We start from the raw sequence: 18,208 nt of genomic DNA, 5'->3' as shown, positions 1-18,208 counted from the left end.
CTGCGGAAAAGAGGTGACTGATGTCGCAAGATAAGCCTTTAGCTCAGAATCGTAAGGCGCGTCATGATTATGAGATTCTCGAAACCTATGAGGCAGGCATGGTCTTAACCGGGACAGAGATTAAGTCCATTCGCAAGGGCAAGATGAACCTCAAGGATGGCTTTATCTCCATTCGTGACGGGGAGGCCTGGCTGAAGCAAGTCCATATTAGCCCCTATGACCATGGTAATATTTTTAACCATGATCCGGAGCGTGACCGTAAGCTCTTGCTTCATAAGAAAGAGATTCAGACTCTACACCGCGAAGTTCAACAAAACCGGATGACCCTAGTACCACTGAAGGTTTATCTGGTAAGAGGACGGGCCAAATTACTCTTTGGTCTTGCGCGTGGTAAGAACAAGTATGATAAGCGTCATGCCCTCAAGGACCAACAGGCCAAACGGGATATTGACCGCGCCCTTAAAATCAGATAAGCAACTGGGACCATGGGTCCCAGTTTTTTTGTGTCCATTGTCTTGTAAAGAGCTAGGTCGATAAGCTTTTATGTAAAAAAATGGTTACCATACTTTCCTATTAAGAGCGGATTGTGGTAGAATAAGATTGATAGAGTCTGCCTCGCTCAGGAGGCAACTAGATAGAGAAAGGAAGTTATTAATCAATGATTTTTAAAGTAACATATCAACCCAATACCCAACAAGTTCCTACTCGGGAAAATACCCAAACCCTTTATATAGAAGCTGCTAGCAAAGGGGAAGCACGGGAATTGATTGCTAAGTATACACCATACAATGTGGAGTTCGTCCAAGAATTATCACCTGCTCATTTAGCTTATGAGCAAGAGTCCAACCCGGACTTCGAAGTGTCGGTGTTCTAGTATGGCAGTTAATTTAAAAAATAACGAAACCGGCGTCTTCGCCCTAGGGGGCTTAGGCGAAATCGGGAAGAACATGTATGGTGTACAGTTCCAAGACGAAATCATCTTACTAGATTGTGGGGTTATGTTCCCGGAAGATGATTTGTTAGGGATTGATTACGTAATTCCTGATTTTTCTTACATTATGCAAAACCAGAGTAAGGTCAAAGCCCTGATTATTAGTCACGGTCACGAAGACCACATCGGGGGCATTCCCTTCCTCTTGCAGCAAATCAATGTACCTATCTATGCCGGTAAATTAGCGGCTTCGCTGATTCGCAATAAGTTGCAAGAACGCGGCCTTCTGCGCCAAGCTGAGATTCACGAAATTGATGAAGATGCGGTCATTCGTTTCCGCAAGACAACCGTCAGCTTCTATCTGACAACCCACAGTATTCCTGAAGCCTACGGGGTGGTCGTTAAGACCCCGCCAGGTAACATTGTCTTCACAGGTGACTATAAGTTCGACTTCACTCCAGTAGGTAAGCCAGCAGACTTACATCGCATGGCTAAAATCGGGGAAGAGGGCGTTTTAGTCCTTTTAGGGGATTCTACCAACTCAGAAATTCCAACCTTTACCAAGTCGGAACAAGTGGTGGGACAATCTATTAAAAACATTATTCAGAAGGTAGAAGGCCGGGTTATCTTTGCAACCTTCGCTTCTAACGTTTCGCGTCTCCAACAGGTGGTTGAAACGGCTCAAGAAACAGGACGTAAGATTGCTGTCTTCGGGCGCAGTATGGAATCTGCTATTAAGACAGGGCGGGAACTAGGCTATATCAAAGATGACGATGAACTCTTTGTAGAGCAACGTGACCTCAACCGGGTGCCGGCTGAGCAACTCATCATTCTCTGTACGGGTTCGCAAGGGGAACCTATGGCGGCCCTAAGCCGTATCGCCAACGGAACTCACCGTCAGATTCAGGTTCAACCTAACGATACAGTCATCTTCTCAAGTTCACCAATTCCTGGTAATACCATGAGTGTTAACCGCGTCATTAACCAACTCTGCGAAGTTGGGGCCCATGTTATTCATGGTAAGGTTAACAACATCCACACATCTGGTCACGGTGGTCAGCAAGAGCAATTGCTGATGATGCGCCTTATGAAGCCTAAGTACTTCATGCCAGTCCATGGTGAATTCCGTATGCAGAGCATTCAAGCTGGCCTAGCCCAACAAACAGGGATTCCTAAGGAAAACTGCTTTGTTATGGAAAATGGTCAAATGCTAGCGGTAACTGCTGATAGTGCTCGAATTGCGGGTAAGTTTACGGCAAATAGTATCTATGTGGATGGGAGTGGCATTGGCGATATTGGCCATGTCGTAATCCGCGACCGTCGTAACCTATCAGAAGATGGTTTAGTGGTGATTTCTGCCACCTTAGACTATGAGAACAAGCAGTTGGTTAGCGGACCTGACATTATGTCGCGTGGTTTTATCTACATGCGAGAGTCTAGCGACCTAATTCACTCCTTACAGTCTAGTCTCAAGTCAGCCATTAACCGTGGCCTTAACGAAAATGGCAATAACGTGAGCGAACGCCTGATTCGCGAAATGATTATGGACACTATCGTCCCTCTAATTTATGAACGGACCGAACGTTCTCCAATGATTATGCCAGTCTTGTTGGACATCAATAAGGGTGTCCGCCGTCGCAAACAACGAACCGAACAAGACTAAGCAAAATCTAGACAGATAAGCTTATTAGAAAAGAGGAATGTTTATGTCACGTATTGAAAAAGTAAGAGTTCAGCTCGCTGCACAAGGCTTAGATGCCTTGGTAGTGACTAACTTAAAAAATATTCGCTACTTAGCTAATTTTACAGGGACGACTGCGGCCTTGATTATTACGTCAGATCAAGCCATTTTCGTAACTGATTTCCGTTATGTGCAGCAAGCAAGTAAGCAAGCACCAGATTTTACTTTGTTACAAAACAAAAAGGAAATCTTTGCTGAAATTAATGACTTCTTAGTTGCCCATAAGGTTCAGAAAGTCGGGATTGAAGCGGACGAAATGACCGTTTCTACTTATCTTCGCATTAAGGATTTCTTTGGTCCAGAAGTGGTACCAACTCAGGGCTTAATTGAGAAAATCCGCGAAATTAAAGACGCAGACGAATTGGCAACTATGAAGAAGGCCTGCGAGATTACCGACCAAGCCTTCAGCCATATTCTGACCTTCATTAAGCCAGGTGTCACTGAGATTGAGGTGGCTAACGAATTAGAACGTTACCTCAAAACCTTAGGAGCTAGTGCCATGTCCTTTGATACCATTATCGCTAGTGGCTTACGTTCTGCTATGCCTCATGGGGTAGCCTCTGACAAGGTGATTGAAGAAGGCGATGTAGTGACCTTAGACTTCGGTTGCTACTACCAAGGTTATTCTTCCGATATGACCCGGACTATTGCGGTCGGATCGATTGATCCAAAACTGGAAGAAATTTACCATGTTGTGCTTGATGCCCATAACTTGGTAAACCAAAAAGCGAAAGCTGGTATGACAGGGGCGGAACTAGACGCTATCGCGCGTGACTACATCAGTGAAAAAGGTTATGGCCAATACTTCGGCCATAGTTTGGGTCACGGTGTTGGTTTGGACATTCATGAAGCGCCAGGCGTTAATGCCAAGAATGACCAACCAGTGGAAGTTGGTATGGTCATTACCAATGAGCCCGGTATTTATATCGAAGGCTTAGGTGGTGTACGGATTGAAGACGACTTAGTAGTTCATCCAGACCATGTAGAATTGCTAAACCGCAGTCCAAAAGAATTGATTATTTTAGAAGTTTAAACCTTAAAAGGAGGAAGCCCAGATGACCCAAGAAAACAGTCATTTTGAACCACAAACAGTGGCACCCTTAGGGGAAATCAACATCACAACGGGTGTTCTTGAAGCCATTGCAGCTAAGGCTGTAAGCGAAGTAGAAGGAGTCTACCAACTCCACAAGTCCTTCCAAACAGAAGTAGGTGGATTCTTTGGTATGAATCCTGATCGGGTAGGTGCCCGTGTTCGCCGCGATGATTCAGAAATTGCCATTGATGTTAAAATCGACCTTAAATACGGTTATTCTGTACCTGAAGTAGCCATGAAGGTTCAACAAAAAGTTAAAGAACAAATCTTCTTCATGACAGACTTAGTTGTTCAAGAAGTCAATGTCCATGTTGCTAGCATCCAAACAGAAGCTAGTCAGGCAGTGGATTATCTCCATTTAGATGAAACTGATGGTGAGTAGTGTGACCAAGATGAGCAATCGACACCAAGTTCGGGAGAAGGCTGTTCAGACCATCTTCCAACTCATACGACCTCAAGTACCTGTCAGCCTAGACCAAGCTTGTACCTTCGCTCTTGAAGCAGGTAACGACCCTGAAGCTGGATTTGAAGGCTCTGATGCCTACTTGGACCGCCTTGTTCAGGGTGTCAATCAAACAGCTGAAGAGTTAGACCAACGTATTAGTCATTATCTAGCTGAAGACTGGACTTTGGAACGCTTGGCGCGGATTGACCTAGCCATTCTACGTGTCGCTTTCTACGAATTGCTCTATGTGAGTGAGGACGAAGTGCCAAGCAAGGTAGCGGTCAATGAAGCGGTAGAGCTAGCCAAGACCTTTAGCGATGACAAATCCAAGCAATTCATTAATGGTGTACTAGCAGGTTTACTTAAAGACCTAAAAAAATAAAAGCAAAAGACTACCAAACTATGTTTTGGTGGTCTTTTTATGCTGTTTCAGGGCTTGGTAGAGGTCGCTAATGAGCTTGTCCACCTCATCCATTGGAAGGCCAGAAAAACTCAGGAAGATTTGCTGGTCGAAGCCAGTCTGGGCATGGATAGAGAAGTCAGCAAGCGTCTTAAGGCGAATGCCCTCTTGAGCCAGTTGGGCCTGAAAAGGCTGGCTATGGAAAGCAAAACTCGGTTGAATTAATAGGTGGAGACCTGCATCAAGGCCAATTAGTTGGGCTTGGGGATCTTGCGCTTCAATGGCGTTAATCAGCCTATCACGCTTGCGTTTGTAGAAGCTTCGGGCACGATTGAGATGGCGTTCTAAGTGACCTTGCTGGATAAAATCGTGAATAGCATACTGAGAGATGGTATTCAAGTTGACTGCGAATTGCTTTTCCTTCTCATAGAAAAGAGATAGAAGGCTTGCTGGCAATACCATATAGCTGATGCGGAGGCCAGGACTGAGAATGCGGGACAGGCTGCCCATATAGATTACTTGATTTCCTTGGTCTAATTGTGCCAGAGAGGGGATAGGTCGGCCAGTGTATTTAAATTGGCTATCGTAGTCATCTTCGATAATCCAACGATTAGGACTTTGTCTTGCCCAGTCTAAGATGGCTTGGCGGCGAGTGAGGGGCATAACAGATCCGGTCGGAAATTGATGGGTAGGGGTGACGCTGAGGATATCTAGCTGATCCAGTGGTATCTCTTCAATAGATAACCCTAATTGATCAAGCTGGCAGGCTTGGACCTGCCATCCCATTTCTTTCAAAAATGGCAGCTGAGCGTGGTAGCCAGGATCTTCAATTCCAATCCGACGCTTAGGAGGAAGGAGCTGAACTAAAATCTGAAAAAGGGCCTGAGCATTAGGACCTAGTATCAGCTGGTCTGGCTGACATGGAACACCACGTTCATTGGCTAGATAGCTTGCCAAACTGCTTCTAAGTGGCGCTAAGCCTTGAACCGAACTAGGCTGAAGCAGGTCAGGGGACTGGGAATCAAAGCGCTGGGTATAAAGTTTGCGGAAAATTTCATAGGGAAAGAGGCTAGGGTCGGTTTCGGCCTTGGTTAAGTCATAGCGCCAACTAGGGCTAGGACTAGTGGTTAGACTAGCTTGTTCCGAAGTCAGTTGGACTTGGAAACGTACATCGGCTACGAAGTAACCTTGGCGTGGTTTGGTTTCTAGGTAGCCTTCAAGACTTAATTGGTCATAAGCGTTAATGACGGTATTGAGGCTGATGCCTAAATCCTTGGCCAATTGGCGTTTGCTTGGGAGCTTTTGATGGGCAGCTAAGTGGCCGGAATGGATTTGGTCTTTAATGGCTTGGTAAAGTTGACTATAGAGCGCTTCTTTCTTGTTTGGGTCGAGATGAATAATCATAGAGTCCTCCAACTGGTACTGTTCATTTGTATGAAACTGGCACTATTAATGGTACCAGAAATAGGGTATGATAACAAGCAGAGGGAGGGGATTGAATGGCAAGTATTTTGGTAGTGAATGATATTCCTGGCACTGGCCAGGTGGCTGGTTTAACGAATTTGGCTGTATTGAATGCAGCTGGTTACGAAGTGACCCTCCTGCCTACAGTTTACTTAACCCACCATACTGGACGTTGGCCAGTCTATCGCGAGAGTTTGGATGCAGCCTTTTCCGCCTCTTTAATGGCTTGGCGGCAGGTCAAGTTCCAGGCTATCGTGACCGGATATTTTGGCAATGCCAGCCAGATTCACCAATTTGTTAACTGGTATAAACATTACCAATCCGACACCTTTTTGGTGGTGGACCCTATCATGGGAGATCGTGGTCAGCTTTATACCGGATTGGATCAGGATTATGTTACAGCTATGCAAGAACTGGTTGCCTTAGCCGACTATGCCCTGCCGAATTTGACGGAGGCCTATCTCTTAGCTGGCCTAGATGCTGAGTTAGTTAAGACTCAGGAAGATAAGCAAGCTCTAGAGACTTTGGCTAATCTTGAATATAAGCAAAAGTCTTGGGTCATCACAGGGATTGAAGTGGATGACCAGATTGGGGTGGCTTTTGAGTCTAATCAAGAGGCTTGGACTCAGCGCCAAAATTGCCATTTGTTTGGCACGGGGGACTTCTTCACTTCTTGTTTCCTAGCCTGCCAGGTAGGTGGCTTATCTCTAGAAGCGACATGCCAATGGTGTGTTGACCTGGTTGGTCGTGCAGTAGAAAACCAGGGGTTAAGCCAAGCTATAGCTCGCCAGGAGCTTTATTATCAGCCTTATTTACCTTTTATCAGCAAAACCTTAAGAAAAGAGGACTCATTATGAATCAAACAAAAACAGCCTTTCACCGTCGCTTAGTAGGCTATATCGAAATTGGCTTATTCGCAGCACTTATCTATTTTGCGATTACTTATTTAAAAATTCAAATGCCGAGTAGAACCATGGTTCATGCCGGCAATGCCTTGGTTGTTTTATCCGTCTTACTGCTAGGCTTCAAGCGTGGTTCTATTGCTTCCTTTTTGGGTCTTTTCATCTTCGATGTGCTCAATGGATTTGCTGCTTCTGTCGCCTTTACGCTTTTGGAAGCAGCTCTGGTTCTTGTCACGGTTAATGCAGTCTACACCTATGTATTTAAGAAACGTGATACGCGCTTTAACCTTGTTGCGGTTTCCATTGTGGCTGGTTTAGTCAAGATTGTCAGCCGGCCAGTCTCCATTGTGGCGCAACAATTGGTTTTAGGTTCTAGCTGGAATGCAGCCATGGCAAAAGTAGTCGAGAAGATGCCGGCCACCTTCTTCACGGCTATCGTAACGGCTTTTTTAGTAGGGGTTCTCTACTATCCAATGAAGCGTGCGATTGAACGTTTCCATCCAATTGGCGAATAGCGATTATGCTGAAGCTGGTTTAACCAGCTTCTTTTTTTCTTGTTTAAAGAAATGCACAAAAATCTCAAAAGAAAGCGCATGAATTGCGTCTCAAGGCAAATAACGGTAGAATAAAGGAGACTATAAGGAAGGAACAGGTGACGATATGCCAGTATTAGAAATCAAGGATTTGCATGTGGCCATTGAAGGTAAAGAAATCCTTAAAGGGGTTAACTTGACCCTCAAAACAGGAGAAATTCATGCGGTTATGGGACCGAACGGGACTGGGAAGTCCACCCTAGCGGCGGCCATTATGGGTAACCCTGCCTATCAAGTAACCCAAGGTGAGATTCTCTTAGATGGTGAAGATGTCTTGGAGATGGAAGTAGATGAACGTGCCCGTGCTGGTCTTTTCTTGGCGGTGCAATATCCAAGTGAGATTCCAGGCGTTACCAACGCTGAGTTTATGCGCGCAGCTATTAACTCTCGACGGGATGACGACAACAAGATGGGCGTCCGCGAGTTCATCAAGAAATTGGATGAGAAGATGGCTCTCTTAGATATGCCAGAAGAAATGGCGGAACGCTATCTCAACGAAGGCTTTTCAGGTGGGGAGAAGAAACGTAATGAAATCCTACAATGCCTCATGATTGAACCTAGCTTTGCTATTTTGGACGAAATCGACTCTGGCCTCGATATTGATGCCCTTAAGGTAGTATCCAAGGGCGTCAACGCCATGCGGGGTGAAGGTTTTGGTTCCCTGATTATCACTCACTATCAAAGATTACTCAATTATATCACGCCCGATGTGGTCCACATTATGATGGAAGGGCGCGTGGTAATGACAGGCGATGCCGAATTAGCTAAACGCTTGGAGGCGGAAGGTTATAAGGGTATTAGTGAAGAATTAGGTCTTCACTATGACGAGAAAGCCTAGGTGATAGCATGACTAGCAAACATTATTTAGACCAGATGCAGGCTTTGGCTACCTTTGCCACCCTGCCTGACTGGTTCCACGCTATTCAAAATCAAGCCCATTCAGTCTGGCAGGATTTGCAGTTACCAGTGATTGAGCGGGTTAAGTATCATCGTTGGCCCCTCCTATCCCAAGAAGTAGTAGCGCCACAAACCATAGAGGAACCGCTGCTCTATGGTCTAGATGCAGCTTTGGCTGAGCAAGATCACCTGAGTGGGCAGATTGTGCATGTGGGTAATCATACTCTAGTGGAAAGTTTGGATCAAGACCTAGTTGATCAAGGGGTAATCGTGACGGATTTGTTCCAGGCTCTTGCAGATTATCCTGACCTAGTTAAGGAACATCTATTTTCGGTGATTGGCGCCCATGAAGACCAAATAGAAGCCTATCATACTGCCTTCATGAATGGGGGACTCTTCATCTATGTGCCAAGAAATGTAGCTGTGACTTTGCCGCTTGAAGCTCTCTTGGTTCAAGACAGTCGCTATGATCAAGCCTTCAACAAGCATGTCCTGATTGTGCTTGAACAGGGGGGAAGTTTAGATTATGTTGAGCGTATAGAAACTTATGGTGATAAACCAAACTCTGCCACCTATTTTGTTGAAGTAGTAGTTAAGGCTGGCGCACAGATTAAGTATTCAGCAGTCGATACCCTAGGGGCAAAAAGCCATGCCTACATTAAGCGTTACGCCCAAACAGCACGCGATGCCAAAATTGATTGGGCCATCGGTGAACTTAATGACGGTAATGTCATCTTAGACTTAGATACCTACCTCAATGGTGATGGTTCTGAATCTCAAGTGCAGATTGTTGGTATTTCAACTGGCAAGCAAATCCAAGGTATTGATTCTAAGGTGGTCAACCGCGGTAATCATTCTGTCGGGGATATTCTGCAACATGGGGTTATCTTGGACCGGGCAACCTTGACCTTCAACGGGATTGGGCTGATTGAAAAATACGCCAAGGGCGCCGATGCTCAGCAGGAAAGCCGAGTACTCATGTTATCTGAGAAGGCTCGAGGCGATGCCAACCCTATCCTTTTAATCGAAGAATTTGAAGTGACCGCAGGGCACGCAGCTTCTGTAGGTCAAGTAGATGAAGAACAACTTTATTATCTGATGAGCCGAGGCTTAAGCCGTGAAGCTGCTGAGTACTTAGTAGTACGTGGTTTCTTAGGCCCAGTTATTGTGCAAATGCCTTCGGCAGAAATCAGACGACAGTTAGTAGAAATTATAGACCGTAAATTAAGTGGTTTAGAAGGTAGCCAGGAAGATTAAGACTATTAAACGCGAAAGGAGACAGTATGATGCCAGAAAAGATTACTAGCCCATCACCATGGGCTAAGGACTTTCCCATACTCAAGCAAAAGGTCCATGGCCAAGACTTGATTTATTTTGATAATGCGGCGACTAGTCAGAAGCCACAGCTTGTCTTGGATCGCTTGGCTGATTACTATCTCCAAGACAATGCCAATATCCATCGTGGGGTCCATAGCCTGGCCAACCGAGCCACTCAAGACTATGAAGCAGCCCGCCAGAGAGTAGCTGACTTCATGGGTGCCAAGCCGCAAGATATTATTTTTACCAGTGGGACTACTGCGGGTTTGAATTTTCTGGCAGACCGTTGGATAGGACCAAGTTTACAGCCAGGAGACCAAATTGGGCTGACTTATTTGGAACATCATTCCAATCTAGTGCCTTGGCAAGCGCTAGCCCAAGAGCGGGGTGCTACCCTCTCTTATCTACCTCTGACGGAGGATCATTACTTGGATTTAGTGGCCCTAGAAGCGAGTGACTGGTCCAAGCTCAAGGTCATTACCATCCACCATGTTTCCAATGTCTTGGGTATTTCTCAGGATATAGCTGCTTTAACAGCCTGGGCTAAACCACGAGGCATTAAGGTCATCGTTGATGGTGCCCAGGCGGTTGCCCATTTTCCAGTAGATGTAGAAAGCCTAGGAGTCGATGCCTACTGTTGGAGTGGCCATAAGCTCTACGGCCCGACTGGAATTGGCATTTGCTACCTCAAGCAAGAACATCATGACACTTGCCAGCCATTTTTCTATGGCGGTGAAATGGTCCATCAAGTAGGAGATTACCAAACAGACTACGCGGTCGCCCCACAGAAATTCGAAGGGGGGACGCCGCCTATTGCTCAAGCCATTGGCTTGGCAGCTGCCATTGAATGGCTGTCTACTATCGGATGGCGGGATATTGAGACCCATGAGAGTCATCTGACGCTAGAACTAGTAAGAGGCTTACAGGCTATTCCGGATCTGGAAGTTTATGGTCATGGTCATGGTATTGTGACCTTCAATATTGTGGGTGTCCATCCCCATGATGCGGCGACGGCCTATGATTTAGAAGGGATTGCCCTGCGAGCAGGCCACCATTGTGCCCAGCCTTTGATGCGCCGCTTAGGTCAGACGGCGACTCTGCGGGCCAGTATGGCGCTCTATAATAATACGCAAGAGGTCGCACGTTTTATTGAGGTTACCAAAGCAGTGAAGGAGTTTTTCTGACCATGAGTTTAAATCAATTAAATCAACTCTATCGCCAAGTCATTTTGGATCATGGGCAACATCCCCGTCATTTTGGTAAGTTGGACCATGCCGATCAGGAAGTGGAGCTATTCAATCCTACTTGTGGTGATGCGATTGTCTTGTACCTGAAAATTGAAGATGACCGCATCCTTGATTTGGCCTTTAGTGGCCAAGGCTGTACCATTAGTATGGCTTCTGCCAGTATGATGTGCGAGGCTTTGTTGGGCAAGCCAAAGGATCAAGCTCTAGCCATGATTGCGACTTTTCAGGCCTTGGTTGGTGGACCAGGACAAGTGGACGAGTCTTGGGAGCAAGAGCTAGGTGATGCGGCCCTCTTAGAAGGCGTTAAGGCCTTTCCGGCCCGTTATAAGTGTGCCATCCTGGCCTGGAAAGCCCTAGGACTGGGATTAGATCAAGATACAAGCTTGGATGAGGGCTTAAGCCGTCATAACCAAGCACAAGAAAGTGAGTGAAGATAATGAGTGACGTACCTGTTGTTAACGACTATGCCTATGGTTTCCACGATGATGCCGAAATTATCTTTTCTACGGGTAAGGGTCTGAGTGAAGAGGTTATTCGGACTATTTCCAAGGAAAAAGGGGAGCCTGAATGGATGTTAGACTACCGTCTGCGTTCACTTAAGGTCTTCCTTGATAGTAAGTTGCCTGACTGGGGGCCTGACCTGTCAGCACTAGATTTTGATGATATTATTTATTACCAGAAGGCCATGGATCGTCCGGCCCGTTCCTGGGATGATGTACCTGATGAGATTAAGGAGACCTTTGAGCGAATTGGGATTCCTCAGGCTGAACGCGAGTATCTAGCGGGTGCTGCGGTTCAATATGAATCGGAAGCAGTTTACCACAATATGAAGGCCGAGTTTGAAAAATTAGGCATTGTCTTTACTGATACGGACTCTGGCTTACGAGAATATCCTGAGCTCTTCAAGGAACATTTTGGGACAGTGGTGCCACCAACCGATAACTTTGAGGCCGCGCTCAATAGTGCCGCTTGGAGTGGGGGGACCTTTATCTATGTTCCAAAAGGTGTCAAATGTGACATTCCACTGCAAACCTATTTCCGAATTAATAATGAGGGGACAGGGCAGTTTGAGCGGACCCTGATTATTGTGGACGAGGGCGCTAGCATCCACTATGTGGAAGGCTGTACGGCACCAACTTACTCGACCGCGTCGCTCCATGCCGCCATTGTGGAAATTATTGTCAAAAAAGACGCCTATTGTCGTTACACTACCATTCAAAACTGGTCTAACAACGTCTATAACTTAGTGACTAAGCGGGCCCATGCCCATGCGGGGGCGACCATGGAATGGATCGATGGCAACTTAGGTGCTCATACCACCATGAAGTATCCAAGTGTCTATCTTCAAGGAGAAGGGGCGCGGGGCACCATGCTTTCTATTGCCTTTGCCGGTAAGAACCAAAAGCAAGACACGGGTGCTAAGATGATTCATAATGCCCCCAACACCTCTAGTTCCATTGTGTCTAAATCCATCGCCAAGGATGGGGGAGAGGTTAACTACCGCGGGCAAGTGACCTTTGCTAAGAATTCCAAGCGTTCCATCTCGCATATTGAATGTGACACCATTATTATGGATCAGGCTTCAAAATCGGATACCATTCCGTTCAATGAGATTCATAATGGGCAAGTCTCCTTGGAGCACGAAGCCAAAGTCTCCAAGATTTCAGAGGAACAACTTTTCTACTTGATGAGTCGAGGGCTGTCTGAATCCGAAGCGACGGAAATGATTATTATGGGCTTTGTCGAGCCTTTTACCAAGGAATTACCGATGGAATATGCGGTTGAGCTCAACCGCCTCATTAGTTATGAAATGGAAGGGTCTGTCGGCTAGACCGGGGCTATCAATATAAGTTAAAAACACCTCGTGACTTGGGCACTAGCCTGAGTCACGAGGTGTTTTATAAATAAATCCTCATTGGCTGTGTCGCGCTAGCCAATGAGGATTTTTGAGTAAATTATTTTGGTGTCCAGGTTTTAAGAATTTCCTCTAAGGCATCCATGTCTTGAGGTGCCCCTTCGACAGCTAAGTAGTAGACTGAATCAGGATCGGACTCTGTGGTGAAGTAAACGAGACGTAAGGATTTCTCTTGAAATTGTACTTCAACTCCGACAGCGTCCTTATAGCTAGATGGGTAATTCTTAGCAGCGCTTAAGGTGAGCTTTTCATGGGATGGGATGGTGGCAAAGGTAGCCATGTGATCGGTCGCATAAGGATATGGTTTAGGTAGTTTACTGAAGACTGGATGATTTTCGATGCCTTGATAAGCTGGCAACTTATTTAATGTGACTACTGTAAAGGCATCTTTAGAAGACCACTGGAGCTGGGTGGGTGAGTGTTCTCCAAGTTCAGTAAATTTGACAAAGTCTGAAGGAATCATGACATAGCCTAGTGAGTCGCTGCCGACTTTCTGACTTAAATCAAGTTTAGTAGTAGTTTGGCTACTTGAGGATTCTTCGGCCAAAATGGTCTGGGGTGCAAGCACGACTAGGCTAGCCAAAAGGCATAAAAAGGTTAAAAATCGTTTCATTGTATGGCTCCTCCTTCTTAAGGTTTCTTACTTGACCAGGTTTTAGCAATGTCACCAAATGAAGAAAGACTATCTGCATTAGGGCCGTCCATACCAATTAGGTAGACATAATTGCTATCATTTTTATCGGTGAAATAGACACTGCCAATAGCACTGGAATCCTTATAGCTAACTAGGTAGTAGCCATCAGGTAGGTTGTCGAAGCCTGCAGGTCCAGATTGAAAGGTAAGTTCTTTATCAGGTAAGCGATAAACAACTTCTTTCATGATAATCCAAGCTGGAAGAGTCAGCTTAGCCAAGGACTGAGGCTTACTTTGAATATAATCTGTCGCATTCAGTCTCATTAAGCTAATCGATGTGTTGGTGGATTTATTGACGAATGACAGACCGCCAGTGTTTTGGTCACCAGTTTCGTTCGCTTCGTAGCCCTCGGGAAGGGTTAAGTAGCCAACCGTATCGTTGCCGACAACTTGTGTGCTAGCCGTTGCTGTGCTTGAAGTTTGACTAGATGTGCTAGCGTTAGACTCAGCGAGAATGGCGACAGGCTGCCAGAGGGTAGTGACTAGCAGTCCTAAGGCTACAAGCCGACTGAGTTTTTTATTCATGAAAATCATCCTTTCATTGTCAGAGGGAGAGCCTCTTAACTTAGGGGCATTCTGTAGAGATGCCACTTATACTGATAGTATAGCACTTATACTAGGGGCATTCAAGAAAGGCTAGTTTCAGAAAAAATACTTAAGATAGGGATTTGATGATAGTTAAGGGCGGAGACAGAGGACGGTTTTAAGCATTTTTTGTTTCTTCTAGGACCGAATGATTTGTGAATGTTTAAGGCTAAATGTTAAGAAACCTTGAAATTTGAAAGACAAATATGGTAATTCTACGTACTATGACAAGCAGTGTGTTACAATATACTTAGACCAAATTCTCTAGATTTAGGAGTGAGGAAACTATGAAGAAATCAACTAAATGGCTCGTTGCCTTAATGGCAGCTCTTGCTGTGGCACCTAACGTGGCCTATTTAAGCCAACCGACATCAGAACTAGTTTCTGCGGTAGAACAAGCTCAACAACAAAAACTATTGTCTCTGGGGGCATCGTTGAACCCTCAACAACAAGAACAAACCAAGAACCTCTTGGGTGCTAAGGACTTTAGCGCAGCCAATACGCTCATGGTAGACGGTAATACCATCAACCAATATCTACATGATGGCTCTAACGCAAGTACTACTGTTTATTCCAGTGCTTATATTGAACAACAAGCGGCTGGTTATGGGGTACAAGTTCAAATTGTGACACCACAAAACATCACTTTAGTCAGCGCTACGACTTATCAGAACGCAGCCATTACTTCTGGTGCCAAGGATGTCCTGATTCGTATTGCCACAGTTAGCCCTGTAACGGGTGAGGGAGCATTGGCAGGGGTCTATGCCTTGCTTGCTAAGTCAGGTGTTAAAGTAGATGAGAAAGCTGTTAAGGTAGCTGAGAAAGAAATCAAGGTAGTCGAAGTTGTCAAGAAAGAAGATAAATTAGACGATACCAAGGCTAACCAAATCATCTCTGAAATCAAAAAAGAAGTCACCAACCAACAAGCCAACCAAGGGGTAAACGTGGATACCCAAGTGGCACAAACCATTGTTAACCAAGTAATCAATAACACCACTGTTAACAACAATACGACAATCAATAACAACACCACTAACAATAACACGACCGTTAACATTTCTGACTCAACTAAGGAAGAGCTAGTAAAATTAGCGGAAGAATATGCTAAGACAGAGGCAGCTAAGTCTAAAGATACCATCCAACAATTAGAGAAATCGGTAGACAACAGCCTCAATGCACCTTGGAAGGAAGTCCTCAACAGCTTAGACGAAGCAAGCGCGCCAAGTAAGGAAGATATCTTAAATGCCGAACGCAAAGACTACTCTGATCAAGCTGTTTACAACCCAATTCTGCCTGCAATGTTCAAGAAATTCTATGAACGTGTGCAAAATGGCGAGCCAGTTTATGATATTTACTCTCATACCTTCATTCTGGAAAAATTCTTACCAGATATGAAACCTGAGGAGAAACAAGCTCTCAACCAATTACGTGTTTACCTCTATCAATACACCAACACTTTGGATAAGGATCGTAAGGAAGCCTTGGGTAACGACTACACCAGTGTTAAACAACGTTGGACCGCTCAACTCAATGCGGCTGAAGCAGTGGGTAACCAAGCAGATGTCAAGAGCCTAACAGATAAGTTTGCCCTAGCAACGGGTTATGCTAATGAAGTATATGCTTACGAATTCGTTCAAGATGGTAGCAAGATTACAGCCTTGCCTCGAGTGGACTTAGTGACTCATGTGTCAACAGCTGATCACCTTTTCTATGATACTGCGACTGGTCAAGTCAGCATGGGGATTGAGCCAAATGTGACGCCTGTAGCCAACGGACTCTTTAGCTTCCAAAATGCTTACGGTGTCGACGTTAAGCCAAGCGCTGATTTAACGATTAACTTGCCAAAAGACTTCAAGATTCCAGGCTATAGTGGTGACAATCAACCTAATAGCTCTAATAATCAAGAATCTCAAGCCTCAAATCAAAATTCAGGTGATGCTTCAACGCCTCCTGCTAGTCAAGATCAAAACCAACCTGCCCCAACTCAACCGGGAACTGAGTCAGGTGAAGCAAGCCAACCTGCTAATAATAGCCAAAATCCGCAATAGGGTAATAGCTAACCCTCGGCACGCCTCATGGCATGCCGAGGGTCTTTTGATTTGTTAGATATTTCAATTGTTACATTTAATGCTCAAATCTAACTTTTTGCTTTATAATCCCCACCATTAGTGGTATAATCGAAAATGATTATTTAGGCTTTTTTCTCGTTAAGGCCTAAAAATGGACATAAGGAGGAGCGAACACATTGCAATTTACAGGTATATTACTATTAATCATTTTGGTTTGTGTGCTTGGTTACTTTGCCTACCACTTCTACCGATCTAGAAATACGCAAAGCATCCGAGAACTTGAAGCAAGAAAAGAGGAGATGATGGCGATACCGATTGCCAATCAACTCTTCCTCCTTAAGAATATGAGCCTATCGGGTCAAACAAAACGCAAGTATGAGAGCTTGGTTAACCAGTGGCAATCCATTACCAACTTCCAGTTTGTAGAGATTGAATCTGCCTTGGTTGGCGCACAACAATATGCGGACCAACTGAGTTTTATGCGGACTGGCCGGACTATTGCTCAAGCACGTCAGTTGATTGATGAAACCATGGTTAAGGTGCAAGACCTCCATCAAGACTTGTCTGATCTTCTGCAGGTAGAAGTTGACAACAATGAGTTGAATGCTGCTTTACATGAGCGTTATAATTCAGCCCGTAAGAATGTCATGAACCACAGTTTTGATTATGGTCCTGCCATTGAGACCTTGGAGAAGAACCTCCAGTATTTGGAACTCAACTTCACCAAATACAATGAGTACACTGAAAATGGGGACCATCTTGAGGCGCGTGACATGCTCAAGACCATTGATGCTGACATGACTAGCCTTGAAGATATCCTGGAACGTATTCCGTCAATGTACGACAAGATTAAGAATGAATACGAAGACTCTTTAGATGATTTGCGTGAAGGCTACCAAAAAATGGTAGATAGCCGCTTTGACTTTGATGGTGTAGCTATTCTAGAAAAAGTGGACGAAATTCAAGAAAAATTGAACGACGCCAAGAATGAAATCAAGAATGCCGATTTATCAGAGGCTAAGACTTTGATGGATAAGGCAGAACGTGATATCAAGTCGCTCTATGATTTGATGGAAACTGAAATTGAAGCTAAAGACTACGTCAACAAGAATATCCAAAGCCTTCGCCGTAAAATCGATGAAGTAGCTGAAAATGGGCGTTATGCTGGCATTGAAGTAGACCGCATCGCGCAAAGCTATATTCTCCATGAGAATGAAGTGGATCAAATTGCTGATTTAAGCGATCAAATCCGCCATGAATATAACCGATTCAAAGACTTGGTGGCTGAGACTGAAGGGTCTGCAGTGGTTTATACTCAAGCTGAAGGTCGCATTAAGAAAATTCGCAAGCGTATCGAAGAAATTGATGAGCAAGTATTGGCAATTACCAACAAAATTGCTCAACTCAACACGCGTGAGAAGGATGCCAAGACTAACTTGGATGACTATGAATTAGCTCTACGCAATATTAAGCGTCGGATCGAGAAAAGTCATCTGCCTGGTCTCAGTGATTCCTTCTACGATCAGTTCTATCGTGTAACAGATCAAGTGGAGCACTTGGCTAAGCAACTCAACCGAGTTCGTATTGATATGGATGAAATTGAAAGCTTAGAAGATGAGTTAGAGCGTCACCTTGCTGCTTTAGAAGAAATGACAGAGTCAGTGGTAGACAGTGCTATGTTGACCGAATACATGATTCAACAGAGCAATCGATTCCGCTATGACTATCCTGAAGTGGATGCAGCAATCAAAGAGGCTCAGTATCTCTTCCATCGGGAGTTTAAGTATCAAGAAGCCTTAGCGATTATTGAGAAAACCCTGAGACGAGTTGACCCAGATGCGCCGACTCAAGTACGTCGTATGTACCACCAAGAAAAGCGGAGCACTCAATTTTAGGATTGTTAAGTGCTAGATAGT

At 45.0% G+C, this 18,208-nt stretch carries 18 protein-coding genes; 15 read left to right on the top strand and 3 right to left on the bottom strand.

Annotated features, from left to right (window positions below):
- The first annotated feature begins 20 nt into the window (after nt 1–20).
- From smpB to nusB, 6 genes are all read left to right on the top strand, one after another.
- Nucleotides 21–473, top strand: a complete 453-nt coding sequence (smpB, locus tag V7R82_RS06590; protein ID WP_268444934.1) for an SsrA-binding protein SmpB — start codon at nt 21–23, stop codon at nt 471–473.
- Nucleotides 474–658: 185 nt separating this feature from the next.
- Nucleotides 659–874, top strand: a complete 216-nt coding sequence (locus V7R82_RS06585) for a DNA-directed RNA polymerase subunit epsilon (protein WP_291454721.1) — start codon at nt 659–661, stop codon at nt 872–874.
- 1 nt (nt 875) lies between these two features.
- Nucleotides 876–2,594 carry a ribonuclease J1 gene (gene rnjA / locus V7R82_RS06580; protein ID WP_070755307.1) on the top strand — a complete coding sequence of 573 codons (1,719 nt, stop codon included), beginning with the start codon at nt 876–878 and terminating at the stop codon, nt 2,592–2,594.
- 43 nt (nt 2,595–2,637) lie between these two features.
- The gene (locus V7R82_RS06575; RefSeq protein WP_338542047.1) at nt 2,638–3,705 is read left to right on the top strand and encodes a Xaa-Pro peptidase family protein; all 1,068 of its coding nucleotides are present in this window, start codon (nt 2,638–2,640) and stop codon (nt 3,703–3,705) included.
- A gap of 22 nt (nt 3,706–3,727) precedes the next feature.
- Complete coding sequence (locus tag V7R82_RS06570) at nt 3,728–4,147, top strand: Asp23/Gls24 family envelope stress response protein (RefSeq protein ID WP_023390970.1); 420 nt, start codon at nt 3,728–3,730, stop codon at nt 4,145–4,147.
- A 10-nt stretch (nt 4,148–4,157) separates the two neighbouring features.
- Entirely contained in the window at nt 4,158–4,592 is a 435-nt protein-coding gene (gene nusB, locus V7R82_RS06565) for a transcription antitermination factor NusB (protein ID WP_338542044.1), read from the top strand.
- 18 nt (nt 4,593–4,610) lie between these two features.
- Here the strand turns inward: nusB and V7R82_RS06560 are convergent, their stop codons facing one another.
- Nucleotides 4,611–6,014 (bottom strand): PLP-dependent aminotransferase family protein, encoded by a 1,404-nt coding sequence (locus V7R82_RS06560; RefSeq protein ID WP_338542042.1) that lies wholly within the window; start codon nt 6,012–6,014, stop codon nt 4,611–4,613.
- A gap of 95 nt (nt 6,015–6,109) precedes the next feature.
- Here V7R82_RS06560 and V7R82_RS06555 point away from each other — a divergent pair, with 95 nt between their 5' ends.
- From V7R82_RS06555 to sufB, 7 genes are all read left to right on the top strand, one after another.
- A complete protein-coding gene (locus tag V7R82_RS06555; RefSeq protein ID WP_338542040.1) occupies nt 6,110–6,931 on the top strand; it encodes a bifunctional hydroxymethylpyrimidine kinase/phosphomethylpyrimidine kinase in 822 nt (273 codons plus the stop codon).
- The gene (locus tag V7R82_RS06550) at nt 6,928–7,491 is read left to right on the top strand and encodes an ECF transporter S component (protein WP_338542038.1); all 564 of its coding nucleotides are present in this window, start codon (nt 6,928–6,930) and stop codon (nt 7,489–7,491) included. Before V7R82_RS06555 ends, V7R82_RS06550 begins: the two co-directional genes overlap by 4 nt.
- A 145-nt stretch (nt 7,492–7,636) precedes the next feature.
- Nucleotides 7,637–8,407, top strand: coding sequence for a Fe-S cluster assembly ATPase SufC (gene sufC / locus V7R82_RS06545; protein ID WP_023390965.1), 771 nt, complete (start codon nt 7,637–7,639; stop codon nt 8,405–8,407).
- Nucleotides 8,408–8,415: 8 nt separating this feature from the next.
- The gene (sufD, locus tag V7R82_RS06540) at nt 8,416–9,723 is read left to right on the top strand and encodes a Fe-S cluster assembly protein SufD (protein ID WP_338542034.1); all 1,308 of its coding nucleotides are present in this window, start codon (nt 8,416–8,418) and stop codon (nt 9,721–9,723) included.
- Nucleotides 9,724–9,752: 29 nt separating this feature from the next.
- Nucleotides 9,753–10,967, top strand: a complete 1,215-nt coding sequence (locus V7R82_RS06535) for a SufS family cysteine desulfurase (RefSeq protein WP_338542032.1) — start codon at nt 9,753–9,755, stop codon at nt 10,965–10,967.
- Nucleotides 10,968–10,969: 2 nt separating this feature from the next.
- Nucleotides 10,970–11,461 carry a Fe-S cluster assembly sulfur transfer protein SufU gene (gene sufU / locus V7R82_RS06530; RefSeq protein WP_291430560.1) on the top strand — a complete coding sequence of 164 codons (492 nt, stop codon included), beginning with the start codon at nt 10,970–10,972 and terminating at the stop codon, nt 11,459–11,461.
- 5 nt (nt 11,462–11,466) lie between these two features.
- Nucleotides 11,467–12,861 (top strand): Fe-S cluster assembly protein SufB, encoded by a 1,395-nt coding sequence (gene sufB, locus V7R82_RS06525; protein ID WP_070755315.1) that lies wholly within the window; start codon nt 11,467–11,469, stop codon nt 12,859–12,861.
- A gap of 124 nt (nt 12,862–12,985) precedes the next feature.
- Here the strand turns inward: sufB and V7R82_RS06520 are convergent, their stop codons facing one another.
- Together V7R82_RS06520 and V7R82_RS06515 are read right to left on the bottom strand one after the other, a co-directional pair.
- Entirely contained in the window at nt 12,986–13,558 is a 573-nt protein-coding gene (locus V7R82_RS06520) for a hypothetical protein (RefSeq protein ID WP_298078165.1), read from the bottom strand.
- Between the two features lie 17 nt (nt 13,559–13,575).
- The gene (locus tag V7R82_RS06515) at nt 13,576–14,163 is read right to left on the bottom strand and encodes a hypothetical protein (protein ID WP_338542030.1); all 588 of its coding nucleotides are present in this window, start codon (nt 14,161–14,163) and stop codon (nt 13,576–13,578) included.
- A gap of 347 nt (nt 14,164–14,510) precedes the next feature.
- Here V7R82_RS06515 and V7R82_RS06510 point away from each other — a divergent pair, with 347 nt between their 5' ends.
- Both V7R82_RS06510 and V7R82_RS06505 read left to right on the top strand, forming a co-directional pair.
- A complete protein-coding gene (locus tag V7R82_RS06510; RefSeq protein ID WP_338542028.1) occupies nt 14,511–16,271 on the top strand; it encodes a DUF1002 domain-containing protein in 1,761 nt (586 codons plus the stop codon).
- A gap of 197 nt (nt 16,272–16,468) precedes the next feature.
- Nucleotides 16,469–18,187 (top strand): septation ring formation regulator EzrA, encoded by a 1,719-nt coding sequence (locus V7R82_RS06505; RefSeq protein WP_338542026.1) that lies wholly within the window; start codon nt 16,469–16,471, stop codon nt 18,185–18,187.
- The last annotated feature ends 21 nt before the right edge of the window (nt 18,188–18,208 follow it).

The sequence above is a fragment of the Abiotrophia defectiva ATCC 49176 genome (genome assembly GCF_037041345.1).
Lineage (GTDB): Bacteria > Bacillota > Bacilli > Lactobacillales > Aerococcaceae > Abiotrophia.
Note: the sequence above shows the minus strand (reverse complement) of the source record. Positions and strands in the feature narration are given on the sequence as shown.